Source organism: Halomonas sp. 5021, assembly GCF_036663435.1.
GTDB classification, from domain to species: domain Bacteria; phylum Pseudomonadota; class Gammaproteobacteria; order Pseudomonadales; family Halomonadaceae; genus Vreelandella; species Vreelandella janggokensis.
The window spans coordinates 1-19,381 of sequence record NZ_JAXOVU010000002.1 but is presented as its reverse complement, the minus strand read 5'-3'; the positions used below and the strand labels follow the sequence as shown (position 1 = coordinate 19,381).

At 58.0% G+C, this 19,381-nt stretch carries 20 protein-coding genes and 1 other RNA gene; 12 read left to right on the top strand and 9 right to left on the bottom strand.

Features of this window, described 5'->3' with window-relative positions; all coding sequences use genetic code 11:
• Window positions 1–163 precede the first annotated feature (163 nt).
• Window positions 164–838 (bottom strand): ribose-5-phosphate isomerase RpiA, encoded by a 675-nt coding sequence (rpiA, locus tag R3F64_RS03705; protein ID WP_085919141.1) that lies wholly within the window; start codon window positions 836–838, stop codon window positions 164–166.
• Between the two features lie 162 nt (window positions 839–1,000).
• Between rpiA and ilvA the strand changes: the two genes are divergently transcribed.
• Window positions 1,001–2,515 (top strand): threonine ammonia-lyase, biosynthetic, encoded by a 1,515-nt coding sequence (ilvA, locus tag R3F64_RS03700; protein ID WP_332609848.1) that lies wholly within the window; start codon window positions 1,001–1,003, stop codon window positions 2,513–2,515.
• A gap of 431 nt (window positions 2,516–2,946) precedes the next feature.
• Here the strand turns inward: ilvA and R3F64_RS03695 are convergent, their stop codons facing one another.
• From R3F64_RS03695 to R3F64_RS03685, 3 genes are all read right to left on the bottom strand, one after another.
• The gene (locus R3F64_RS03695; RefSeq protein WP_085919230.1) at window positions 2,947–3,561 is read right to left on the bottom strand and encodes a 5-formyltetrahydrofolate cyclo-ligase; all 615 of its coding nucleotides are present in this window, start codon (window positions 3,559–3,561) and stop codon (window positions 2,947–2,949) included.
• A 5-nt stretch (window positions 3,562–3,566) separates the two neighbouring features.
• Window positions 3,567–3,749, bottom strand: a non-coding RNA gene (gene ssrS / locus R3F64_RS03690) — 6S RNA.
• Window positions 3,750–3,802: 53 nt separating this feature from the next.
• On the bottom strand, window positions 3,803–4,102 hold the full coding sequence (locus R3F64_RS03685) for a cell division protein ZapA (RefSeq protein WP_085919140.1): 300 nt from the start codon (window positions 4,100–4,102) through the stop codon (window positions 3,803–3,805).
• Window positions 4,103–4,248: 146 nt separating this feature from the next.
• Between R3F64_RS03685 and R3F64_RS03680 the strand changes: the two genes are divergently transcribed.
• From R3F64_RS03680 to R3F64_RS03665, 4 genes are all read left to right on the top strand, one after another.
• The gene (locus R3F64_RS03680; RefSeq protein WP_085919139.1) at window positions 4,249–4,827 is read left to right on the top strand and encodes a UPF0149 family protein; all 579 of its coding nucleotides are present in this window, start codon (window positions 4,249–4,251) and stop codon (window positions 4,825–4,827) included.
• Between the two features lie 18 nt (window positions 4,828–4,845).
• Window positions 4,846–6,186 (top strand): Xaa-Pro aminopeptidase, encoded by a 1,341-nt coding sequence (gene pepP, locus R3F64_RS03675; protein ID WP_085919138.1) that lies wholly within the window; start codon window positions 4,846–4,848, stop codon window positions 6,184–6,186.
• Between the two features lie 72 nt (window positions 6,187–6,258).
• Entirely contained in the window at window positions 6,259–7,476 is a 1,218-nt protein-coding gene (ubiH, locus tag R3F64_RS03670; RefSeq protein WP_085919137.1) for a 2-octaprenyl-6-methoxyphenyl hydroxylase, read from the top strand.
• Window positions 7,477–7,508: 32 nt separating this feature from the next.
• A complete protein-coding gene (locus R3F64_RS03665; protein WP_332609842.1) occupies window positions 7,509–8,759 on the top strand; it encodes a UbiH/UbiF/VisC/COQ6 family ubiquinone biosynthesis hydroxylase in 1,251 nt (416 codons plus the stop codon).
• Here R3F64_RS03665 and R3F64_RS03660 read toward each other — a convergent pair.
• The 3 genes from R3F64_RS03660 to gpmI all read right to left on the bottom strand — a co-directional run bounded on the left by R3F64_RS03660 (window position 8,756) and on the right by gpmI (window position 12,876).
• Window positions 8,756–10,075, bottom strand: a complete 1,320-nt coding sequence (locus R3F64_RS03660) for a S41 family peptidase (RefSeq protein ID WP_085919135.1) — start codon at window positions 10,073–10,075, stop codon at window positions 8,756–8,758. The genes R3F64_RS03665 and R3F64_RS03660 overlap by 4 nt on opposite strands.
• A 78-nt stretch (window positions 10,076–10,153) precedes the next feature.
• Window positions 10,154–11,290: a murein hydrolase activator EnvC family protein gene (locus tag R3F64_RS03655; RefSeq protein ID WP_085919134.1), complete on the bottom strand. Its 1,137-nt coding sequence runs from the start codon at window positions 11,288–11,290 to the stop codon at window positions 10,154–10,156.
• 8 nt (window positions 11,291–11,298) lie between these two features.
• Window positions 11,299–12,876: a 2,3-bisphosphoglycerate-independent phosphoglycerate mutase gene (gene gpmI, locus R3F64_RS03650; protein WP_085919133.1), complete on the bottom strand. Its 1,578-nt coding sequence runs from the start codon at window positions 12,874–12,876 to the stop codon at window positions 11,299–11,301.
• Between the two features lie 254 nt (window positions 12,877–13,130).
• Here gpmI and R3F64_RS03645 point away from each other — a divergent pair, with 254 nt between their 5' ends.
• The 7 genes from R3F64_RS03645 to ruvX all read left to right on the top strand — a co-directional run bounded on the left by R3F64_RS03645 (window position 13,131) and on the right by ruvX (window position 17,805).
• Window positions 13,131–13,553, top strand: a complete 423-nt coding sequence (locus R3F64_RS03645; protein ID WP_085919132.1) for a rhodanese-like domain-containing protein — start codon at window positions 13,131–13,133, stop codon at window positions 13,551–13,553.
• Between the two features lie 72 nt (window positions 13,554–13,625).
• Window positions 13,626–14,135 carry a protein-export chaperone SecB gene (gene secB / locus R3F64_RS03640; RefSeq protein ID WP_085919131.1) on the top strand — a complete coding sequence of 170 codons (510 nt, stop codon included), beginning with the start codon at window positions 13,626–13,628 and terminating at the stop codon, window positions 14,133–14,135.
• Between the two features lie 3 nt (window positions 14,136–14,138).
• Window positions 14,139–14,894: a 16S rRNA (uracil(1498)-N(3))-methyltransferase gene (locus tag R3F64_RS03635; RefSeq protein WP_085919229.1), complete on the top strand. Its 756-nt coding sequence runs from the start codon at window positions 14,139–14,141 to the stop codon at window positions 14,892–14,894.
• Window positions 14,895–14,970: 76 nt separating this feature from the next.
• Window positions 14,971–15,663 (top strand): CvfB family protein, encoded by a 693-nt coding sequence (locus tag R3F64_RS03630; RefSeq protein WP_085919130.1) that lies wholly within the window; start codon window positions 14,971–14,973, stop codon window positions 15,661–15,663.
• Between the two features lie 76 nt (window positions 15,664–15,739).
• Complete coding sequence (gene gshB / locus R3F64_RS03625) at window positions 15,740–16,699, top strand: glutathione synthase (RefSeq protein WP_085919129.1); 960 nt, start codon at window positions 15,740–15,742, stop codon at window positions 16,697–16,699.
• 80 nt (window positions 16,700–16,779) lie between these two features.
• The gene (locus R3F64_RS03620; RefSeq protein WP_085919128.1) at window positions 16,780–17,337 is read left to right on the top strand and encodes a YqgE/AlgH family protein; all 558 of its coding nucleotides are present in this window, start codon (window positions 16,780–16,782) and stop codon (window positions 17,335–17,337) included.
• A 12-nt stretch (window positions 17,338–17,349) separates the two neighbouring features.
• The gene (gene ruvX / locus R3F64_RS03615; RefSeq protein ID WP_085919127.1) at window positions 17,350–17,805 is read left to right on the top strand and encodes a Holliday junction resolvase RuvX; all 456 of its coding nucleotides are present in this window, start codon (window positions 17,350–17,352) and stop codon (window positions 17,803–17,805) included.
• Window positions 17,806–17,812: 7 nt separating this feature from the next.
• On the opposite strand, the gene R3F64_RS03610 is transcribed toward ruvX, so the two are convergent.
• Window positions 17,813–18,889, bottom strand: a complete 1,077-nt coding sequence (locus tag R3F64_RS03610) for an aspartate carbamoyltransferase (protein WP_085919126.1) — start codon at window positions 18,887–18,889, stop codon at window positions 17,813–17,815.
• A 287-nt stretch (window positions 18,890–19,176) separates the two neighbouring features.
• On the bottom strand, window positions 19,177–19,381 hold a 205-nt coding region (locus R3F64_RS03605), incomplete at its 5' end, for a hypothetical protein (protein WP_332609836.1).

The following is a 19,381-nucleotide window of genomic DNA, read 5'->3' as shown; positions in this document are numbered from 1 at the left end:
CTCACTAACACGGCATGCTTTTCGTCATACTTTGAGCATGGGTAAGGGTATGGGCCTGGGGACGAGTAGGGTGAGAAGAGAGGTGGAGGGGGTGTTATTGTTCGATAAAACAAAGGCCAGCGTAAAAACTGGCCTGGCTAAGGATGAGCAAGCTACAAAATTATTAGCGTAGCGTGATCCGCTCAACGCCCTCCGGGTTGCCTAATAGCAGGATGTCGGCTCCTCGGTCGGCAAATAGACCATTGGTGACCACGCCCACAATGGCGTTGAGCGTGGCTTCCATGGCGACCGGGTCGTCGATCATGAATTCATAGCAGTCGATAATCTGGTTGCCATTGTCGGTAACCACGCCTTGCCGATACACCGGTTCAGCCCCCAGGGCGACGAGTTGGCGGGCAACGTAGGAGCGTGCCATGGGAATGACTTCCACCGGCAGTGGAAAGTGCCCAAGCTGGCTGACATATTTGGATTGGTCGGCGATGCAAATGAAACGCTCGGCGCAGGCAGCCACGATTTTTTCCCGGGTGAGTGCCGCTCCGCCGCCTTTGATCATTTGTAAGTGAGCATTCACTTCGTCAGCGCCGTCGATGTAAAAGGGCAGTGTTCCAACGCTATTCAACTCGAACACCTCGATGCCCAATGCTTCCAAGCGTTTGGCACTGGCCTCAGAGCTTGCCACCGCTCCCTTGAACTGATCACGTAGCGGCTTTAAGCGGTCGATAAACAGGTTGGCCGTCGAGCCGGTGCCGATTCCCAGCACGGTGTCTTTTTCCAGCCAGGGTTCAATTTCACTGATCGCTTTATCGGCGACGGCGGCCTTGAGTTCGTCTTGGTTCATGGTATGCCTTTTCGCAGGGAAGATTGGACTCGGTGACCATTATAACGGCCTAAACGCGGCCTGCCGATCAAAACGCTGCTGGACGTCGAACGGCGTAATCTGCTACCAATAGGAGCTTTCCCCGCACCCGTCAGGGTTATGTTCTTTCTTGGAATTTTCCGCATGCTTGAAGCTACCGTCAAAAAGATCCTCCAGGCCCACGTTTACGAAGCCGCTTGTGAAACGCCCATTTCACCTGCTCCTTTTTTGTCGCGTCGTTTCAATAACCAGATTTTAATCAAGCGCGAAGACCTGCAGCCGGTTTTCTCGTTCAAGATCCGTGGGGCCTACAACAAGATGGCCCAGCTCAGCGAAGAACAGAAAGCCAAAGGCGTGATCGCCGCGTCGGCGGGCAACCATGCCCAGGGGCTTGCCATGGCCGCCAAATTGATGGGCGTCAAAGCGGTGATCGTGATGCCACGGATTACCCCAGAGATTAAAGTACAGGCGGTCCGCGCCCGGGGCGCCAAGGTAGTCCTCAAGGGGGATGCCTTTGCTGCCGCCGCTGAGCATGCCCAGGAGCTGATCAAGGAGCACGGCTATACCTATATTCCCCCCTTCGATGATATTGATATTGTCGCCGGCCAGGGCACTGTCGCGGTGGAAATCCTGCGCCAGCAGGCGGGGCGTCTTGATGCTATTTTTGTACCGGTTGGCGGCGGTGGACTGATTGCCGGGATCGCTGCCTACGTTAAATATCTGCGCCCGGATATCAAGGTGATCGGTGTTGAGTCCGAAGACAGCGCCTGCCTGAAAGCGGCATTGGAGGCCGGTGAACGGGTAGTGCTGGACCAGGTGGGTGTTTTTGCTGAAGGTGTTGCCGTGGCGCAGATTGGCGAAGTGCCCTTTTCGCTGGTGAAAGACATTATCGACGATGTGATTACCGTTACCGCCGATGAAATGTGCGCCGCTGTCAAAGATATCTTTGAAGATACCCGCGCCGTCGCGGAAACCTCGGGCGCGCTGTCGCTGGCCGGGTTGAAAAAATATATTCAGCAAACCGGCGCGGAAGGCGAAACCCTGCTGTGCATCAATTCCGGCGCCAACACCAACTTTGACCGTCTACAGCATATTGCCGAGCGGACCGAGCTTGGCGAGCAGCGGGAGGCGATCCTGGCGGTAACGATTGCCGAAAAGCCAGGCAGCTTTAAAAAGTTCTGCCGCACGCTTGGCAAACGCATGGTCACGGAGTTCAGCTACCGCTACGCAGATAACAGCGAAGCGCATATTTTTGTCGGCGTGCAGGTTAAACCCGGCGGCGAAGATCGCCAACTGGTCATCGACAAGCTTCGGGACGGGGGGTATCAGGTCGAGGACTTGACCGACAACGAGCTTGCCAAGTTACACATCCGTCATTTGAGTGGCGGCCGCCCCAGCGAATACTTTGAAGAAGAGCTGTATCGCTTTGAATTTCCTGAGCGTCAAGGGGCCCTGATGAACTTTCTCACCCAACTGCCCCATGACTGGAATATTTCGCTGTTTCATTATCGTAACCACGGGGCCGCTTATGGCCGTGTTCTGGTGGGTATGCAGGTACCTAATGGTGACCGCTCTCACGTCGCCGAGCATCTGGATGCGATTGGCTACCGCTATTGGCGGGAAAGCGATAATCCCGCCTACCGGCTGTTCATGGCTTGATCTTGCGTCGCCAAATATGTGAGCGGTTACTTACAGCGCAGCCCTTCACAAGTCAGTTTGTTAAGAAACAGTGTGCGTTTATTTTTTAATGTCATATAGGGGGTTAAGCCGTTGTCAACGATAGCCTATTGGCCCTATAGTCACAGGCGATATTGATGAAGGGCGTCATCAGGGCAGTATTAGGCTGCTCATCAACGACAGGTAACCAGGATGACGCCTTAAAGTTGACAACTTTAAAGGGGCTGGAGAAGCACTATGCGGCGTAAGAAACCCGATATGGTACTGACACTAATGATTGTGTTTGCGCTCGGGGTATTAGCCACCGGCTACGCGCAGGCGCTTTCGGGAGGTTAAGCCGTAGCGCTGGGGTACGAAAGCGTCACCGGCTCAATGGGCTGGCCCTTACGGGCCAGCCCATTTTTTTAGGTAGCTTATCCTGGGCGAACGATATGCTGGTCACTCACCACGGCGTTTAATGGTATGTCCCAGGGCTCAACAGGGAGGGTATCTACCTGTTGGCAAGCGTGGGCAACACCCAGCAGCGTCGGTTTGGGGCCAGGGCGGCGCATAAAGGCAAGGCTGCGATCGTAAAAGCCGCCGCCCATGCCCATGCGATTGGCCCGGGCATCAAAGCCGACCAACGGTAAGATCACTGTATCCAACGCCCATGCGGGCAAACGACGCTGATGTTTGGCCGCAAAACGGGTATCCGGCTCGGCGATGCCAAAGCGGTTTTTGATCATCGGCGTGTTGGCATGGTAGGCGACAAACCAGAGCGTATTGGCACTGAATGGCCGTAAAACGGGTAGATAAACCGACACTCTTCGTCGACGCAACCAGGGAAGTAGCGGGGTCGGGTCGATTTCACCCATGACAGGTAAGTAAAGACTGATGCGTCTTGCGCGGTGAATTTCGGGAAGGCGCTTAAGCTGCTGACAGAGACGGTGGGCTGCTTCGCGTTGTTCACGCAGCGAGAGCGATTGACGCCGCCGACGCAGTTCACGTCGCAAAGCGCGTTTTTCTTCAGCGCTGTGGAGGCTGTTCATCATTAGTGTTCCCCAGAGTGCCGCTGTCGTTCTGGCCCTGAACCTACTGGTTCAGGTGGGTGGCCGCAGCCAAGCCGTCAGGCTTTCCGACGCACGGACATGCACACGGGCCTGGCTAGCATTTGGCCCCCTAGGTATTACGCATAGGCTCGAGGGACTGTAACGACTGGCGCACACCCCAGAGAACGTCATCATCCTAACAGAGCGGGGCCCAATGCCAAAGGCATGCGTTAAACGGTCTTTACGGCGTGCGGGTTTGTGACAAAGCGTGCTCAAGCCGCTCGTTAAGCCGGTTCAGGCTGGCTTCTCCGGCGCGATGTTCGTCCATGGCTTCAAGCAGCTCGTGGGTAATGTTAAGTGCCGCCATGATCGCGATACGTTCGCTTCCCAGCAGGCTGCTTTGGGCTTGAATCCCTTGCATGGCGCGGTCCAGGTAGCGTGCGGCCCGTTCTAGTTTGGCTTCTTCACCGGGGTCGCAGGCAATCACGTAATCACGCCCTAACAGGCTGATTTCGGTAGTAGGCCGTTTAGTGTTACTCATGACAGGCTCCGGCACGGGTCAAAAGGATGCCCAATGCGTTAACATCACTGCATAGGAAGGACGATGTCGCTCACTATAAGAGAGCCGCTTGCGCGGGGTCAACGCGCAAGCCCGAGCGACCCTAAACCCATCAACGAGTGAAGACGATGTCGCTAATAGACGAACGCCAGGATTTCTCGGATATCGCCGATGTTTTTTTGTTGCACGGGAGTATGCAGTCGCCCGCCTTTCTGGACGGCCGGTTATGCGCACTGCTCGCGCTGCGTGATATGGATGCCCAGGCTTGGCTGGAAGAGGTCTGCTTAAGCCTGGGGGTGGATCAGCCACGCGATTCGGCGAGTGCTGAACGTCTGTTGGGCTGGCGACGGCAAACCCTGGAGGCGCTAAGCGCCAGTGATATGAACTATGCCCCCCTGCTGCCGGATGAGCTGTTCAGCCTGGCTGAGCAGGCCCAGGGCCTGAAGGAGTGGACGCTAGGCTTCATGGAAGTGGTCGACGAAGTGGCCGATGACGCACAGCGAAAGCATTGGTCGCAAACCCTGCGTGAAGCGGTAGAAGACCTTGCCGGGTTAGGCCAGATCGAGACGGATATCGATGATTCCCCGGAAAATGAAAATGACCTCTTTGCGCTGACCGAGCACGCGCGTATGGCTGCCATGCTGCTGTATACCGAGCAACACCCCGGTCAGCCGCAGGTCGAGCAAACTGATACCCCTGTTCATTAATCTGTTTTGGAAAACGCTATGTTGCCTGATGTACTGCCTCGCCCTCCGGCTATCCCGTCAGCGGAATACCAACAGCGGCGCGAGACCCTCATGGCCCAACTTCCGCCGAATGCCGCCGTTATTGTGCCCGGCGCATCGTTGGTAACGCGTTCTCATGACAGTGAGTATGCGTTCCGGCAAAGCAGCGATTTCTACTACCTGACCGGTATTGGCGAGCCGGATGCCCTGCTGGTGCTGTTACCCGGGCGCGAAGCGGGGCAAAGCGTGGTGTTCTGCCAGGACCGTGACCCCACCATGGAAGCCTGGACAGGGCGGCGATTGGGCGCTCAGGGAGTCGTGACAATGCATGGCGTCGATCAGGCGTTCGAGAACGCCGAACGCGAGACATTGTTGCTTGAGCTGTTAGCGGGTCGTGAGTGGCTCTATTTACCGCTTGATCAGGGCGATGCCCTCGATATTGCCGAAGACGCCCTGTCCCAGGCCAAGGCGGGTCAACGTCGCGGTCATCCCATGCTGAAAGGCTGGATGGATATTAGCCCGCTGATACATGCCATGCGTCAGATTAAGAGCGAGTCGGAAATCGCCTTGTTGCGGCACGCCGCGTCAATCTCTGCCCGTGCTCATGTGCGCGCCATGCAGGTAGCGCGCCCTGGGTTAAGCGAATATCAGCTTCAGGCTGAGCTGGAGCATGAGTTTGTCTGGCAGGGTGGCAGCGGACCCGCCTACAGCACGATTGTCGGGAGCGGTGCCAATGCCTGCGTGTTGCACTACATTGAGAACAGTGCACCCCTTGCAGACGGCGAGCTGGTGTTGATCGATGCCGGTGCCGAGTTTGACCTTTACGCGGGCGATATTACCCGCACTTTCCCGGTTTCCGGGCGCTTCAGCGATGCTCAGCGAGTGCTTTACCAGGTGGTGCTTGATGCCCAGGAGCGGGCTGTTGCGGCTGTTCAGCCTGGCACCACCCTCGCCGAAATCCATCAGGGCGTTGTGTCTGACTTGACCACTGGATTGATGGAACTGGGTCTGCTGGAAGGCGATCTGCAAACCTGCATCGACGAGCAGCGCTACCGGCGGTTTTATCTTCATTCGACATCGCACTGGCTGGGGCTGGATGTGCATGATGTGGGCACCTATCGCCTGGACGCAGAAACCCCGTGTCCACTTGAGCCCGGTATGGTGCTGACCGTTGAGCCGGGGCTTTATATTCCCGATGAAGCTGACATTCCGGCCGCGTACCGCGGTATCGGCATCCGTATTGAGGATGACGTGGTGGTTACCGCCCAGGGGCGTGAGGTACTGACCCACCAGGTCCCTAAACGGGTAGCCGATATTGAAGCTCTCATGGCGCCTGATTAAGTCGTTGCAGTGCATTATGTAATTTACGTTACGCAATAAGCGTGGTCCTGTGTCACCAGCGGGAGAGAGTCAATGCAAGCGTCTGGGCAAACGGTAACCCATGACATTGTGATTGTGGGGGGCGGATTAGTCGGCGCAAGTCTGGGCTGTGCTCTGGCGCCCTTGATTGAGCGTTACGGCTGGAAAGTCGCCATTATCGAAGCGGCGCCGTTACCGGCCAAATCACTTGATGAGGCCTGGCAACCCAGTTTCGACGCTCGTGCCAGTGCCATTGCGGAAGGCTCGGCCCAGCGCTTTCGTCAGCTGGGCGTATGGGAGGCAATGCAAACCGAGGCAACGCCCATCAAGCGTATCCATATCAGTGAACGGGGGCGGCTCGGGGCAACCCGGCTCAGTGCCGATGAACTGGGCGTGGATGCGCTGGGTCACGTGATTCCCAATGCCTGGATGGGGCGCGTGCTGCATCAGCGGCTGAATGCATTACCCCTTGAATGGCACTGCCCGGCCAAGGTCGACAACATCACGCCGACGCCCCAAGGGCACGACTTGATGCTGTCTGATGGCAGTCGGCTCCACGGCGCCCTGACAGTGCTGGCGGACGGCGGGCGGTCGGGTTTAAAGGAGCAGCTTGGCATTGGCAGCCGTCGCGAGGCCTATCAGCAAACGGCGCTGATTGCTCATGTGGGCGTTAGCCAGCCACATCAGGGCGTGGCCTATGAGCGGTTTACCCAGGCCGGGCCTATCGCTCTGTTACCCTTGCCAGGGCAGACGATGGAGTTGATCTGGACGCATTCCACCGGGCATGAACAAGCGCGCCTGGATCTATCCGATGGAGACTTCCTGGCGCAGCTGCAAACGGCCTTTGGCGACAGGGTCGGGCGCTTTACCCGAGTGGGCCAGCGCCACAGCTATCCATTGACCTTAATCACTGCCGAGGAGCCCGTTCGGCCTGGGCTTGCGGTGCTGGGCAATGCAGCCCATGCGCTGCACCCGGTGGCCGGTCAAGGCTTTAATCTGGCCCTTCGTGGGGTAATGGACCTGGTCGAGGCACTTGAGAAAGGCGAGTTGGCGAAGCGGCCGTTGGGTGACATGACCACGCTTCAGGCGTTCGAGCGGCAGCGCGCTCAGGACCGAGCCAATGTGATTCGCTTTAGTGATGGCCTGATTCGCCTGTTTGGCATGAACTTACCCTTTTTACCCCATGCCAGAGCCGCCGGCCTGGTGGGGCTCAATATCATCGGGCCATTACGTAAAGGTCTGGCGCGCCGGGCGATGGGACTGGAGCGTTGAGTGCCCCCGGGGCTGCCAGCAGAAGGAGTGTTATGCAGACATCCAATGAGTCAGGTGCACCGGCGGAGAACGGCTTCGACGCCATCGTTGTCGGCGCCGGCATGGTGGGCTCGACGTTGAGCTGGCTATTGGCCGACGCCGGCATGCAGGTGGCGCTGGTAGAAGCGCAAGCACAGCCCCCCTTGCACGAGGTGAGCGGTTTGCCGTCGCCCCGGGTGAGTGCTCTGACACCGGTCTCGCAGCGACTGTTAACCCATATCGGGGCCTGGCCATTAATGGTTAATGCCCGGGTGACCCCTTATCGCTATATGCAGGTATGGGACGCCGAGGGTAGCGGCGAGATAAGCTTTTCCGCCGACGAAGCGGGCGTGTCCGTGTTGGGGCATATCGTCGAGAATGACGTGACGTTATCGGCGTTGCACACAACGCTTCAAGACCAGGGCCGGGTCAGCATATTTTTCGGCACGTCGGTAGATGCCCTGGAGGCTTCAACGTCGGGGCGTCAGTTGCGCTTGGCGAATGGCCAATCGCTGCATGCGCCGTTGGTCGTTGCGGCGGACGGTGCGCGTTCGGTCTTGCGCGACATGGCGGGCATCGACGTGGTCAGCGAGGCGATGGGCCAGGAGGCGCTGGTCACCACGGTGCGCTGCGGCTATCCCCATGGCGATACCGCGCGGCAAGCGTTTATCGACGGGTGTCCGTTGGCATTTTTGCCGCTAACGGTGGAGGGGGACCCTCATTACTGCTCGATTGTGTGGTCGACCACCCCCGCGCATGCCGAAGCGCTGTGCCAGCTTTCCCGAGAGGCGTTGGGGGAAGCCCTGGGCCACGCCCTGGGGGAGCGAATGGGCGCGGTGAGCGTCTGCGATAAAGCGCACCGTTTTGCGTTGGTCCAACGCCATGCAGTGCATTACGTGCAGCCGCATTTTGCACTGGTGGGTGATGCGGCCCATAGCCTTCATCCCCTGGCGGGGCAGGGGGCTAACCTGGGGTTGATGGATGCCGCCGTTTTAGCCGACGAGGTCACCTCGGCCTGGCGGCGGGGGGCACCGTGGGGTGAGCTAAGCACCTTGAGCCGCTATGCCCGCCGTCGGCGCGGTGACAACCGCGCCATGCTGGCACTAATGAAAGGCTTTAAAACCCTGTTCGGCAGCCATGATCCGGCACTGACGCTGGTGCGTAACCTGGGCATGAGCGGCTTGCACCGGCTTACTCCGCTGAAGCGCATGGTAATGCGGCAAGCCACCGGCGAACGCGGCCGCTTGCCGGCTTCGTGCCGTTAATGACGGCGGCGGTCGACCACGTTCAGCGCTTTGAGCAGATTAAGTGCTTCGCTCAACTGGTAGTCTTCGCGCAGGCGCTGTGACACCTCTTCCTGGTCACGCGGGGCCTGTTGGGACTGTAAATGGCCTTCCAGGTCGGATTCGCGGATTTCGCGCCTGCCTTCGGCGACTTCCAGGCGCCCGCGAACCACATCAACGTCGGGTTCGATGCCCTGGGCCTGAATGGAACGGCCTTGCGGCGTATAGTAAAGCGCCGTGGTAAGCTTCAACCCCTCACCATTGCCCAGCGGCATGATCTGCTGTACCGATCCCTTACCGAAACTGTCGGTGCCCATGATCACGCCGCGGCGCTGATCCTGAAGGGCACCGGCGACAATCTCCGCGGCGGAGGCGCTACCGCCATTGATCAGCACGACAAGCGGCACATCCTCTGCTGGCGTATCAGCCGAGGCGGAGAATGATAGCTCGTTGTCGGGAATGCGACCCTCGGTGTAGACAATCAGCCCTTCATCCAGGAACAGGTCCGCCACGCCAACGGCGGCCTGTAAAACCCCGCCGGGGTTATTACGTAAATCGAGCACCAGGCCATCCAGCGGCTGTTCACGGGCCATGCGCTGCAGGGCTTCCCTGGCCTGCTCAGGCGTGCGTGACTGGAACTGGCTGATGCGTAAATAGCCATAGCCGGTTTCCAGCAACTCGTGTTTGACGCTTTCGCTACGGATAATCTCGCGGGTAAGGGTGAACTCGCGAGGGGACTCTTCGCCTGCCCGTAGCACGGAAATGTCCAGCGTTGTATCGGGGTCGCCACGCATCAAGGTCACGGCCTCTTGCAGGGACATGCCCTCGGTGGGGGTGCCATCGATACTGATGATGATATCCCGGGACATCAGCCCCGCCTCTGAGGCCGGGGTATCGTCGATCGGCGTTATGATCATAAGCTGGCCGTTTTCCATACCCACTTCGATGCCGATTCCGCCGAACTCGCCCTCGGTGGATTCGCGCAGGCTTTGATATTCTTCTTTATCCAGATAGGCGGAGTGAGGGTCCAGCTCGCTCAGCATGCCGCGCATGGCGTTGCGGAGTAGAGTGCGGTCTTCGACGTCTTCGACATAGGCGCGCTTGATGCGCTCAAATACCTCGGCAAACGTCTGGATTTCTTCAAGCGGCAGGTCGTCGCTGACGTTATCAACTGTCCCGTCGCTGTCACTACTGGGCTGAGCCAGAAGCGGTAACGGGACCGAAAGTAAAGCGATAGGGAGCAGGGTTGCCAAGAGGCGTTTGGCAAGGGCCGATCCCTCGGTAACAGATAGCGTCATGCAGACTCCGCGAAACGATATTGGTGGGCAGCGCGCGCCGCTACCCCAATGACAACAAGAATTACCCAGCTTATCCCGTCAGCGGCGTGCAATCCAACGTTGTGGGTTAATTGGTTCACCACGCCTGCGGACTTCAAAGTAAAGCGCACTACGTGGCTGACCACCGCTATCGCCAACCCGACCAATCTCGTCGCCGCGCTCGATCTGCTGACCGGGGCGCGCGGTGAACTGCTGCAGGTGGGCGTAGAGCGTCATGATTTGATCACCATGGTCGATAATCAATAAATTGCCAAATCCACGCATCCAGTCGGCAAACACCACACGACCAGGGTGCACGGCGCTAACCGAGGTGCCTGCCGTGGCCTGAATGACGATGCCGTTGTAATGGACACCATCACGGCGCTGAAAAGCCGCCGTGATATCGCCCTGGACCGGCCAGGGCAGATCCCCCTGAGTACGGGCAATATGGGTCGTCGGCGCAGGCTCGTCAAGGCGTGCCAGCTCGGCCTGAATCTCGCGCAGTCGCTGTTCGGCCTGCTCTCGGTCATCATTCAGGGCGGCCAGACGCTCGGCTTCACTGCCATAGCGGTCATCTAGGCTGTTTACGACGCCGCGACGTTCCTGGGTGCGTTCGGCGAGCCGTGCACTTTCGGCTTCCAGTTCTTCGGACAGAGCGTCCAGTCGGTCCTCGCGCTCGGCAAGTGCTTGTTGGGTGTCGGCCAGCGCACTATCCAACCGGGCTATCTCGGCCATGCGCTGCTGACGCGCCTCGGTAAGCCGATTCAAGTAAGCCTGCATGCGGTCAAGTTCGGCGGGGTCGCCCTGATTTAACAGCAGTTTGAGTTGGGGAGTCGGTCCCAACCGGTAAAGCGCTGCCAGCTGTTGGCCGAGGGCATCTGATTGAACTTCGCGGTCTGCCTCAAGGCGGTCGCGATGCTTGCGAAGCTGATTGGTTTCCTCATTGAGCTTGCGGCGCTCGCTTTGTAGCTGATCGAGCCGTTGATGGGTCTCGGCGAGCTCGGTTTCAACCTCGCGCAGCTCGCGTTTGGCCCCTTCGCGAGCTTCATCGGTTTCGCTCAAGCGCTCGGAAAGCGCCTCGATCGCCTGGCCGAGGTTATCCAGTTGCTGGCGTGCCTGGGTTTCGCTGGGCTGGGCAGCGCTGTGCGTAGCGTATAACAGCGCTATCCCAGCCGCTATGCTGACAAGTCGTCGCATCAAGCGGATTAACCGAAGGTGATCAATGGGTGGCCGGTCATCGCTTGAGGAACCTCTTGATTCATCATGCGCAAAAGCGTCGGGGCAAGATCACATAGCCGTCCATCCTCCAGCGCCCCTGGACGTTCTCCAATGTAAACCAGTGGCACCATAAAGGTGGTGTGGGCGGTTTGCGGTGCGCCGGTCTCGGGGTGGACCATCTGCTCGGCGTTGCCATGATCGGCGGTAATCAGGCAGGCCCCGCCCGCGCGCTCAATGGCTTCGACCACGCGTCCCGCGCAGGTATCGACGGTTTCTATGGCTTTTACTGCGGCGTCAAAGTCACCGGTGTGGCCCACCATATCGCCGTTGGCGTAGTTGCATACCATCAGGTCAAAGCGGCCGCTATCGATGGCCTCAACCAACTTGTCGGTAATCTCGACGGCGCTCATTTCGGGCTTTTCGTCGTAAGTTTTCACGTCGCGCGGTGAGGGGACGAGAATACGCTCTTCGCCTTCATATTCGGCTTCATTGCCGCCCGAAAAGAAGAAGGTGACATGGGGGTATTTTTCAGTTTCGGCGATGCGCAGCTGTTTCAAGCCGCGTTTGGCCACGACTTCCCCCAGAGTGTCGTTCAGGTCCGAGGGCGGGAAGGCGGCTGGTGCGGGAATATCGGCGGCGTACTGGGTCATCATGACCAGTCCATCGCCCGCGAGCTTGGGACAGACGCGCCGCTCGAAACCATTGAAGTCAGGCTCGACGAAGGCGCGGGTCAGTTCGCGAGCGCGGTCCGAGCGGAAGTTAAGGAATATTGCCGCGTCGCCATCCTGTAATGTGATGGCCTTGTCTTGGGAGCCGTCACTCAGCGGAATGCTACTGGCGGCCACAAATTCATCGGTTTCACCACGGTCGTAGGCATCGCGCAACGCCGTTTCAGCGCTGGTGGCATAGTAGTCGGCGTGGCCGTCAGTGAGCAGGCGGTAGGCTTGCTCAACACGCTCCCAACGGTTGTCGCGATCCATGGCGTAAAAGCGACCGATGATCGAGGCAACAAAGCCGTTGTCAGCCCCTACCAGCTCAGCCAGACGGGCGTTGGCACGCTCTATGGAGCGCAACGCGCTTTGTGGCGGCATATCCCGGCCGTCCAGGAAGGCGTGAACATAGATACGCTGGGCGCCGCGGCGGGCCGCCAGCTCCGCCATGGCGATAAAGTGGTCCTCGTGACTGTGAACGCCACCGGGCGAAAGCAGCCCCAGCAGGTGAACGGGACGTCCGTTGGTCACTGCCTCGTCGATGGGCCGGGTCAGCACGTCAATGGTGTCCAGGTCGCCGTCTTCAATTGCCTTGGTGATGCGGGTAAAGTCCTGGTAAACAATGCGGCCGGCACCCAGGTTCATGTGGCCCACTTCGGAGTTCCCCATTTGCCCGTCAGGTAGCCCGACGTGGCGCCCATCCGTGTGGACAAAGGCATGTGGTCGGTCAGCCCAGAGTTTATCCATTACCGGTGTGTTGGCGGCAGCTACTGCATTGTGCGCGTTGTCGGGGTTGTGGCCGTAGCCGTCTAAAATAATTAACGCGACGGGGCGGGGAGTGCTTGCAGTGTCCATAAAATTTCTCCTGATGAGTGGCGAACCGGACGGCATAAAGCCAATCGGGGTCGCGACTAATGCATGCTTGGGGCATCATAACGCAGCCAGTGGCTGAGCGTCATGAATAGGGCCTGTTGACGTTTCACGCATGGCCGCGCTGGTGCTCGTTTTTATTCGCGGCCTGCGCGCGCTGGCGTCAGACGTGTATACTTGTCGCGTTCTAATGGTGGCAATGCCGCTTTTTTCTGTATTGACCAAGAGATTGTGTCGCGATGATCGATCAGCTGTTCGAATTCGTAATGAATCACCCCCTATTGGTAGGGGCGTTTGTGCTGGCGCTGATTGCGTGGATTGTGTACGAAACACGCAGCGCCTCAACCCATGCGCTAACGGCCACTGAGGCCACGCAGCTCATTAACCGTGAAGACGCCGTTGTACTGGATATCCGTGAAAGTAAAGACTTTAAAACGGGGCATATTGCCGGTGCGCGGAATATTCCCCAGAGCAGCCTTGATAGCCGCATGAATGAGCTGAATAAAGTGAAAGACAAGCCGATCATTGTGGCGTGTAAACATGGACAAAGTTCAGGTGCTGCCCAGGCGAAGCTTGCGAAAGCAGGCTTTGAACGCGCCTTTAAATTAAAAGGTGGCATGGCGCAGTGGCAGGCTGACGGCCTTCCGGTGGTTAAAAAGTAAGCGTCGATACGCACGTTACTTATTGCATGAACGATTGCACTGACTATTGCATCAACAACGAGGAGTTCTCACATGGCGGAAGATAACAACACCCCGCAGGCTGGCGCGCAAGCCGACGACAAACCGCAGCTCAAATTTTCGCTGCAACGTATTTACGTAAAAGATATTTCGTTTGAAGCGCCCAATTCGCCGTCGGTGTTCCAGGACGCGTTCAAGCCCAAGGTCAACCTCGACCTTAATACCAGTAGCAAAAAAATTGCCGATGACCAGTATGAAGTGGTCGTTAAAGTGACGGCGCAGGTTAACGACAAAGAAACCGGTACGACTTCCTTTTTGGCGGAAGTTGAGCAGGCAGGCCTGTTCCGTATCTCCGGTATCGAAGGTGCCCAGTTGGATCAAACCTTGGGTGCCTTCTGCCCGAACCTGCTGTTCCCCTACGCCCGCGAATGCGTGGATAATCTGGTCAACCGTGGTGGCTTCCCGCCGCTGATGCTGGCGCCGGTGAATTTTGAAGCGATGTACGCGCAGCGTAAGCAACGCGAGAAACAACAAGCTGACCAGGCTGAAGCGAATACGCACTAAATGATGTTGGCGACCGACTGGTACGCCCGGCACGGGAAAATGCCGCGCCTTTATGTCCCCGGGGTGTTTCGCCCAGGCGATGAGGTGGTGCTCCCGGAAGGCCCTGCGCGACATGTGACACGGGTGTTGCGGTTGGGTGAAGGCTCGCCCCTGGTGCTGTTCGATGGCAATGGCCATGAGGCGGGTGTGCGCCTTGTCGACGTAGGCCGCAAGCAGACAACGGTGGGTATTGAGGCTGTTTGGCCGGGTAACGGTGAATCGCCGCTGGCCGTGCATCTAGGCCAGGCAATTTCCAAAGGCGACCGGATGGATTATGCCATTCAGAAGGCCGTCGAGCTTGGCGTGTCTGCCATCACTCCGCTGTATACCGAGCGGGGTGATGTGCGCCTTAAAGGCGACAGGGAAGCCAAAAAGCTGGCCCATTGGCAGGCGGTGGCTGCCAGCGCCTGTGAGCAGAGCGGGCGTGCGTTCGTGCCGCCGGTCAACCCGCCCATCACCCTCAAGGCATGGCTTGAGGCGCGCCAGGAGCCGCTGCGTTTAATGCTGCATCTGGCGACTGGCCATGCCTTCGATCGCCAAGACCGTCCCACGTCGGCTGCATTGCTTATCGGCCCGGAAGGCGGTTTGAGCGAGAGTGATATTGATGCCGCCCAAAATGCTGCCTTTAAACCGCTAACACTCGGCCCACGGGTTTTGCGTACGGAGACGGCGCCGGTGGTGGCGTTAACCCTTCTTCAGCATTACCTAGGCGATTTGTAAGCCTTCCTCTCTACTACTTTGCCTTGCGTTACCAAGCCCCCATAATGAAAGCCTATTTATTGTAAGGACGGCACCCATGGTCCGTGAGCCTCACTCTTCCTCCCGACCCGCCAGCGATGCATCTGCTCAACTGGGTGAAGTGGCCTACTTAACCGTTACCGCGGTGAACAACACTGGCGCCTTTTTGCGCTGGGGGCCCTCCAAGGATGTGCTGCTGCCCTACAGCGAGCAGCGTTTTCGCCCCGACCCCGGCAAACGCGTGTTGGTTATGCTGTATAGCGACGATCAGGGGCGGCCCGTGGCCACCATGCGCCTGGATCGGTTTTTAACCGATGATGCCTGGGCACTGGATACGGGTGACCAAGTGGCCGTAGTGGTCGCCGACCGCACCGATCTGGGCATGAAAGTCGTCGTCAATCACCGCTATTGGGGGTTGATCTACCAGGACGATATCAGCCAGCCGCTGCGTCGCGGCCAGTCGTTAACAGGGTATGTCAAGCAGCGTCGTGAAGACGGACGGGTGGATATTTCGCTGCTGCCGCCCGGCGCTGCCCGCTTGGACGTGGTAGGTGACCAAGTGCTCAAGGCGCTGCGCGAGAGCGGCGGTTACCTGGCATTGGGGGATAAAAGTACCGCTCACGATATCAAGGCGCGGCTGGGTGTGAGCAAGAGCGCCTACAAGCAGGCGATTGGGCGACTTTACAAGCAACAGCTGATTACGCTTGAGCCTAACGCCATACGCCTAGTGCCCGGTGCGCTCAGCGAGTAATACGTCTCGCGGTTGGAGCCTGAGAAGCAGTGCGGCATACTGCCCACCTATATGTTCATGTATGGATTGTGCCCCGATGAGTCAGTCAACATTGCACCTTGGTGTCGTGATGGATCCCATCAGCGACATCGCTTACAAGAAAGATACCACCATGGCGATGCTATGGGCGGCCCAGGACCGCGGCTATACGTTGCATTACATGGAGCAGGAAGATCTTTTCTTGAATGCAGGGCAGGCATACGCGCGCATGCGACCGCTGACGGTTTATCGAGATCCCGCGCATTGGTATGAACTGGGTGAACCCTCAGCCCGGCCGATCAATGAGCTTGACGCGGTATTGATGCGCAAAGACCCGCCGGTGGATGCGGATTTTACCAACGCGGTTCATCTGCTCGGCTTTGCTGAACGAGAGGGCGTGTTGATTGTCAATCCGACAGATGCCCTGTTGCAGTGTAATGAAAAGCTATTTGCCCAGCAGTTTCCGCAGTGCTGCGCGCCGACGCTTGTGGCCAGCCGGGCCGACGTGTTGCGCGCCTTTCACGCCGAGCATGGCGATGTGATCTTCAAGCCATTGGATGGCATGGGCGGTACCGGTATCTTTCACATTGGTCCCGAGGGGCGCAATATCGGTGCCGTGATCGAGCAGCTTACCCTGCGCGGCCAGCGCCAGATCATGGCGCAGCGTTATCTGCCCGCCATCAAGGAAGGCGACACACGGATTCTGCTAGTCGATGGCGAACCGGTACCCTATGGTCTGGCCCGCATTCCTTCAGCGGGGGAAACACGCGGTAACCTGGCTGCCGGTGGGCGCGGCGTGAGTCGCGAGCTGACCAGGCGAGACCAGTGGCTTGTTGAGCAAGTGCAGCCCATGATCCGCGAAAAAGGATTGATGTTCGTCGGTCTGGATGTGATCGGCGATTATATTACCGAGATTAACGTGACAAGCCCCACCTGCGTGCGCGAAATCGACGATCAGCGTGGCACGGATATCGCAGGGTTGCTGCTGGACGCCATAGAACGTCGCCTTGCTGCATAAGCGGCTCTTTATTGCTCTGTCGCGACTTATTTACTGATTTTTTAGGCTGGCTGATGTTGTCAGTTGGCCGCAGGAGACGCATGCAAAGTTTAAAGCATCATTTCTTGATGGCGATGCCGCACCAGGACGATCCCAATTTTGCGGGGAGCCTGATCTACCTGTGCGACCATGATCACAATGGTTGCATGGGTGTGATTGCCAACCGCCCCTTGGAGATCACCCTCGATGCGCTCTTCGAGCAACTGGAATTAGGGGGAGATAATAGCCCCTACCGCAACTCGCCGGTGTATTACGGTGGGCCGATGCATAAAGATCGCGGCTTTATTCTCCATACCGGGGATAGTCAGGCATGGGATTCCAGCCTTCAGGTTGAAGACAACATTTCGCTCACGACGTCGATGGATATCTTGCAGGCATTGGCGAACGGTGAAGGCCCTGAACAGTTTCTGGTCTGCCTGGGTTGTGCCGGCTGGGAAGTGGGGCAGCTTGAAGAAGAGTTAAAAGAAAACGCCTGGTTGACGGTGGAGGGTCAGGCATCCGTACTATTTGATACGCCACCTGCCGAACGCCTCGCCGCGGCGGCAGGCATTCTCGGGGTGGATCTTAACCTGATGACCCGTGATGCAGGCCACGCCTGATGGTTGAGAATAATGACTGAAAGCGGTCAGCGCCTTGTGCTGGCGTTTGATTTTGGTACACGGCGCATTGGCGTGGCTGTCGGCAATGAGATGCTGAACAGTGCTCGTGAGCTTGCTCCTCTCACCGCACGCGACGGTATTCCCGATTGGGAGCTGGTGACGCGCCTTGTCAAGGAGTGGCAACCCGATCTGTTTGTTGTCGGCTTGCCGCTCAATATGGATGGCACCGAGTCGGCCATGAGCCTTCGCGCGCGCAAGTTCGGTAATCGACTTCACGGGCGCTTCGGTAAACCTTGTGAAATGGTCGACGAGCGTGGCTCTACCCAGGAAGCGAAGCACATCGCCCGCGCGGCGGGACACCGTGGCAACTACCGTGAAGAGAGTGTCGACGGTATCGCCGCGGTGTTGATTCTGGAAGGCTGGTTTGCCCACCAGGAAGGACTTCCCGGTGGGCGCATATCCCGCTGAAGGTAGGCTAACGGTCGAGCGTGCCCGTCTGGGCGGGGACAAACCAACGTACGGGGCGCATTTCCTTTTCAACCAGCTCGTCAACCTCAAGTAGCGTTGCGAAGATGGCCATGCGCATGGGAATGCCGTTATCGGTTTGGCGGAAGATGGCTAGCCGAGGATCGCCGTTTAGATCCACGTTCAAGTCATTTGCTCCAGGGCGGCTATCGCGGGGCAGCGGATGCATGACGATGGTGTTGTCGCTACAGCGCTGGTCCAGGAAATCGCGGTTAACCATAAAGTCATTCGAAAGGCCCTGAAAACTCTCGTTCATCTCGTCGGTAAAGCGCTCCTTCTGAATCCGGGTAGCGTACACCACATCCAAATCCGAGAAGTCGCTGGCCAGCGAGTTGCGCTGTTCAATACGGTGGCCACGAGATGTGACGAGGTCTACCAGTTGTGCAGGCATTTCAAGGCCCGGCGGCGATACCAGGGTAATGCGTAGCGGTCCGTAGAGTGACAAGAGCTTGATCAGAGAGTGCACGGTACGGCCGTACTTTAAATCGCCGGTGAGCAGAATGTGGGCACCGCTCAGTGATTTACCCAAGCGCTGAAACTCTTTATCGATGGTGTAGATATCCAGTAGCGCTTGGCTGGGGTGTTCACCGGGACCATCGCCGCCGTTGATCACAGGGACATTTGTCGCCGCAGCAAATTCTGCCACAGACCCCTGGTCCGGGTGGCGCATGACAATGGCGTCGCAATACCCACTCATCACGCGGCTGGTATCGTACAGCGACTCTCCCTTGGCCATCGACGAAAAGGTAAAGCCGGTGGTGTCGCACACGCTGCCGCCCAGCCGGCAAAAGGCGGCATTGAAGCTCACGCGGGTACGCGTACTGGCCTCAAAAAACAGGTTGCCAAGAACTGCCCCCTCTAAAACACGGGTAACCTGGCGGCGCTGTGCAATCGGCTCCATACGTGCGGCAATGCGCAGTAAATGGTCAACGCGTTCGCGATTTAATGAATCGACAGTTAACAGGTGCTGACGCTGGCTCATCACGGACCTCGGCAATAAAGTAAATGCCGCTAGTGTAACCGCCAATTGGCCTGTCGCCGAAGCGCTTTCACGGCGGATAGTGTCTAGCCATAAAACTTTTTCGTATAATCCCTTGCGTCCTCGTCAGCAAAGCCGTAAAGTACGCATCCGCTGCCGGGGACGCCAGGCGTTGCCAGCGGTGAATGAGGTGTAAAAACCTCGGTTTGTCAGTAAGTTAGGCAAATAGCAGGAAGGAAAGTTGAGTTAAACATTTCCTTCGCTTCTGCCAAACAGCCGTTGACAAACATTGGAAAGTGCGTAGAATACGCCTTCCTCGCTTAGCAGCGGCCACGTCAGGTTTTGAGGCCCGCAAGCGAAACGCTCTTTAATAATGTGATCAGGTAATTCATGTGGGCGCTTGCCGATGAGGGTGATAAATCACCAATTATCAAGGCAAGCGACTCGTCCAAGGTCTTCGGATCTTGAGAGAACGTTTGAAAACCTTGAGCCAAGTTTGATCCGCTTTTGTTACTTTCGAGTGACAAGTAAGGATCACAA

Coding starts and splice junctions, on each gene's coding strand:
- ilvA (WP_332609848.1), top strand. CDS start 1,001: ATGCTTGAAGCTACCGTCAAAAAGATCCTCCAGGCCCACGTTTACGAA.
- R3F64_RS03685 (WP_085919140.1), bottom strand. CDS start 4,102: ATGAGTAACACTAAACGGCCTACTACCGAAATCAGCCTGTTAGGGCGT.
- gpmI (WP_085919133.1), bottom strand. CDS start 12,876: ATGGACACTGCAAGCACTCCCCGCCCCGTCGCGTTAATTATTTTAGAC.
- ruvX (WP_085919127.1), top strand. CDS start 17,350: ATGACTGAAAGCGGTCAGCGCCTTGTGCTGGCGTTTGATTTTGGTACA.
- gshB (WP_085919129.1), top strand. CDS start 15,740: ATGAGTCAGTCAACATTGCACCTTGGTGTCGTGATGGATCCCATCAGC.
- pepP (WP_085919138.1), top strand. CDS start 4,846: ATGTTGCCTGATGTACTGCCTCGCCCTCCGGCTATCCCGTCAGCGGAA.
- rpiA (WP_085919141.1), bottom strand. CDS start 838: ATGAACCAAGACGAACTCAAGGCCGCCGTCGCCGATAAAGCGATCAGT.
- R3F64_RS03630 (WP_085919130.1), top strand. CDS start 14,971: ATGGTCCGTGAGCCTCACTCTTCCTCCCGACCCGCCAGCGATGCATCT.
- R3F64_RS03660 (WP_085919135.1), bottom strand. CDS start 10,075: ATGACGCTATCTGTTACCGAGGGATCGGCCCTTGCCAAACGCCTCTTG.
- ubiH (WP_085919137.1), top strand. CDS start 6,259: ATGCAAGCGTCTGGGCAAACGGTAACCCATGACATTGTGATTGTGGGG.
- R3F64_RS03655 (WP_085919134.1), bottom strand. CDS start 11,290: ATGCGACGACTTGTCAGCATAGCGGCTGGGATAGCGCTGTTATACGCT.
- secB (WP_085919131.1), top strand. CDS start 13,626: ATGGCGGAAGATAACAACACCCCGCAGGCTGGCGCGCAAGCCGACGAC.
- R3F64_RS03645 (WP_085919132.1), top strand. CDS start 13,131: ATGATCGATCAGCTGTTCGAATTCGTAATGAATCACCCCCTATTGGTA.
- R3F64_RS03695 (WP_085919230.1), bottom strand. CDS start 3,561: ATGAACAGCCTCCACAGCGCTGAAGAAAAACGCGCTTTGCGACGTGAA.
- R3F64_RS03620 (WP_085919128.1), top strand. CDS start 16,780: ATGCAAAGTTTAAAGCATCATTTCTTGATGGCGATGCCGCACCAGGAC.
- R3F64_RS03635 (WP_085919229.1), top strand. CDS start 14,139: ATGTTGGCGACCGACTGGTACGCCCGGCACGGGAAAATGCCGCGCCTT.
- R3F64_RS03680 (WP_085919139.1), top strand. CDS start 4,249: ATGTCGCTAATAGACGAACGCCAGGATTTCTCGGATATCGCCGATGTT.
- R3F64_RS03665 (WP_332609842.1), top strand. CDS start 7,509: ATGCAGACATCCAATGAGTCAGGTGCACCGGCGGAGAACGGCTTCGAC.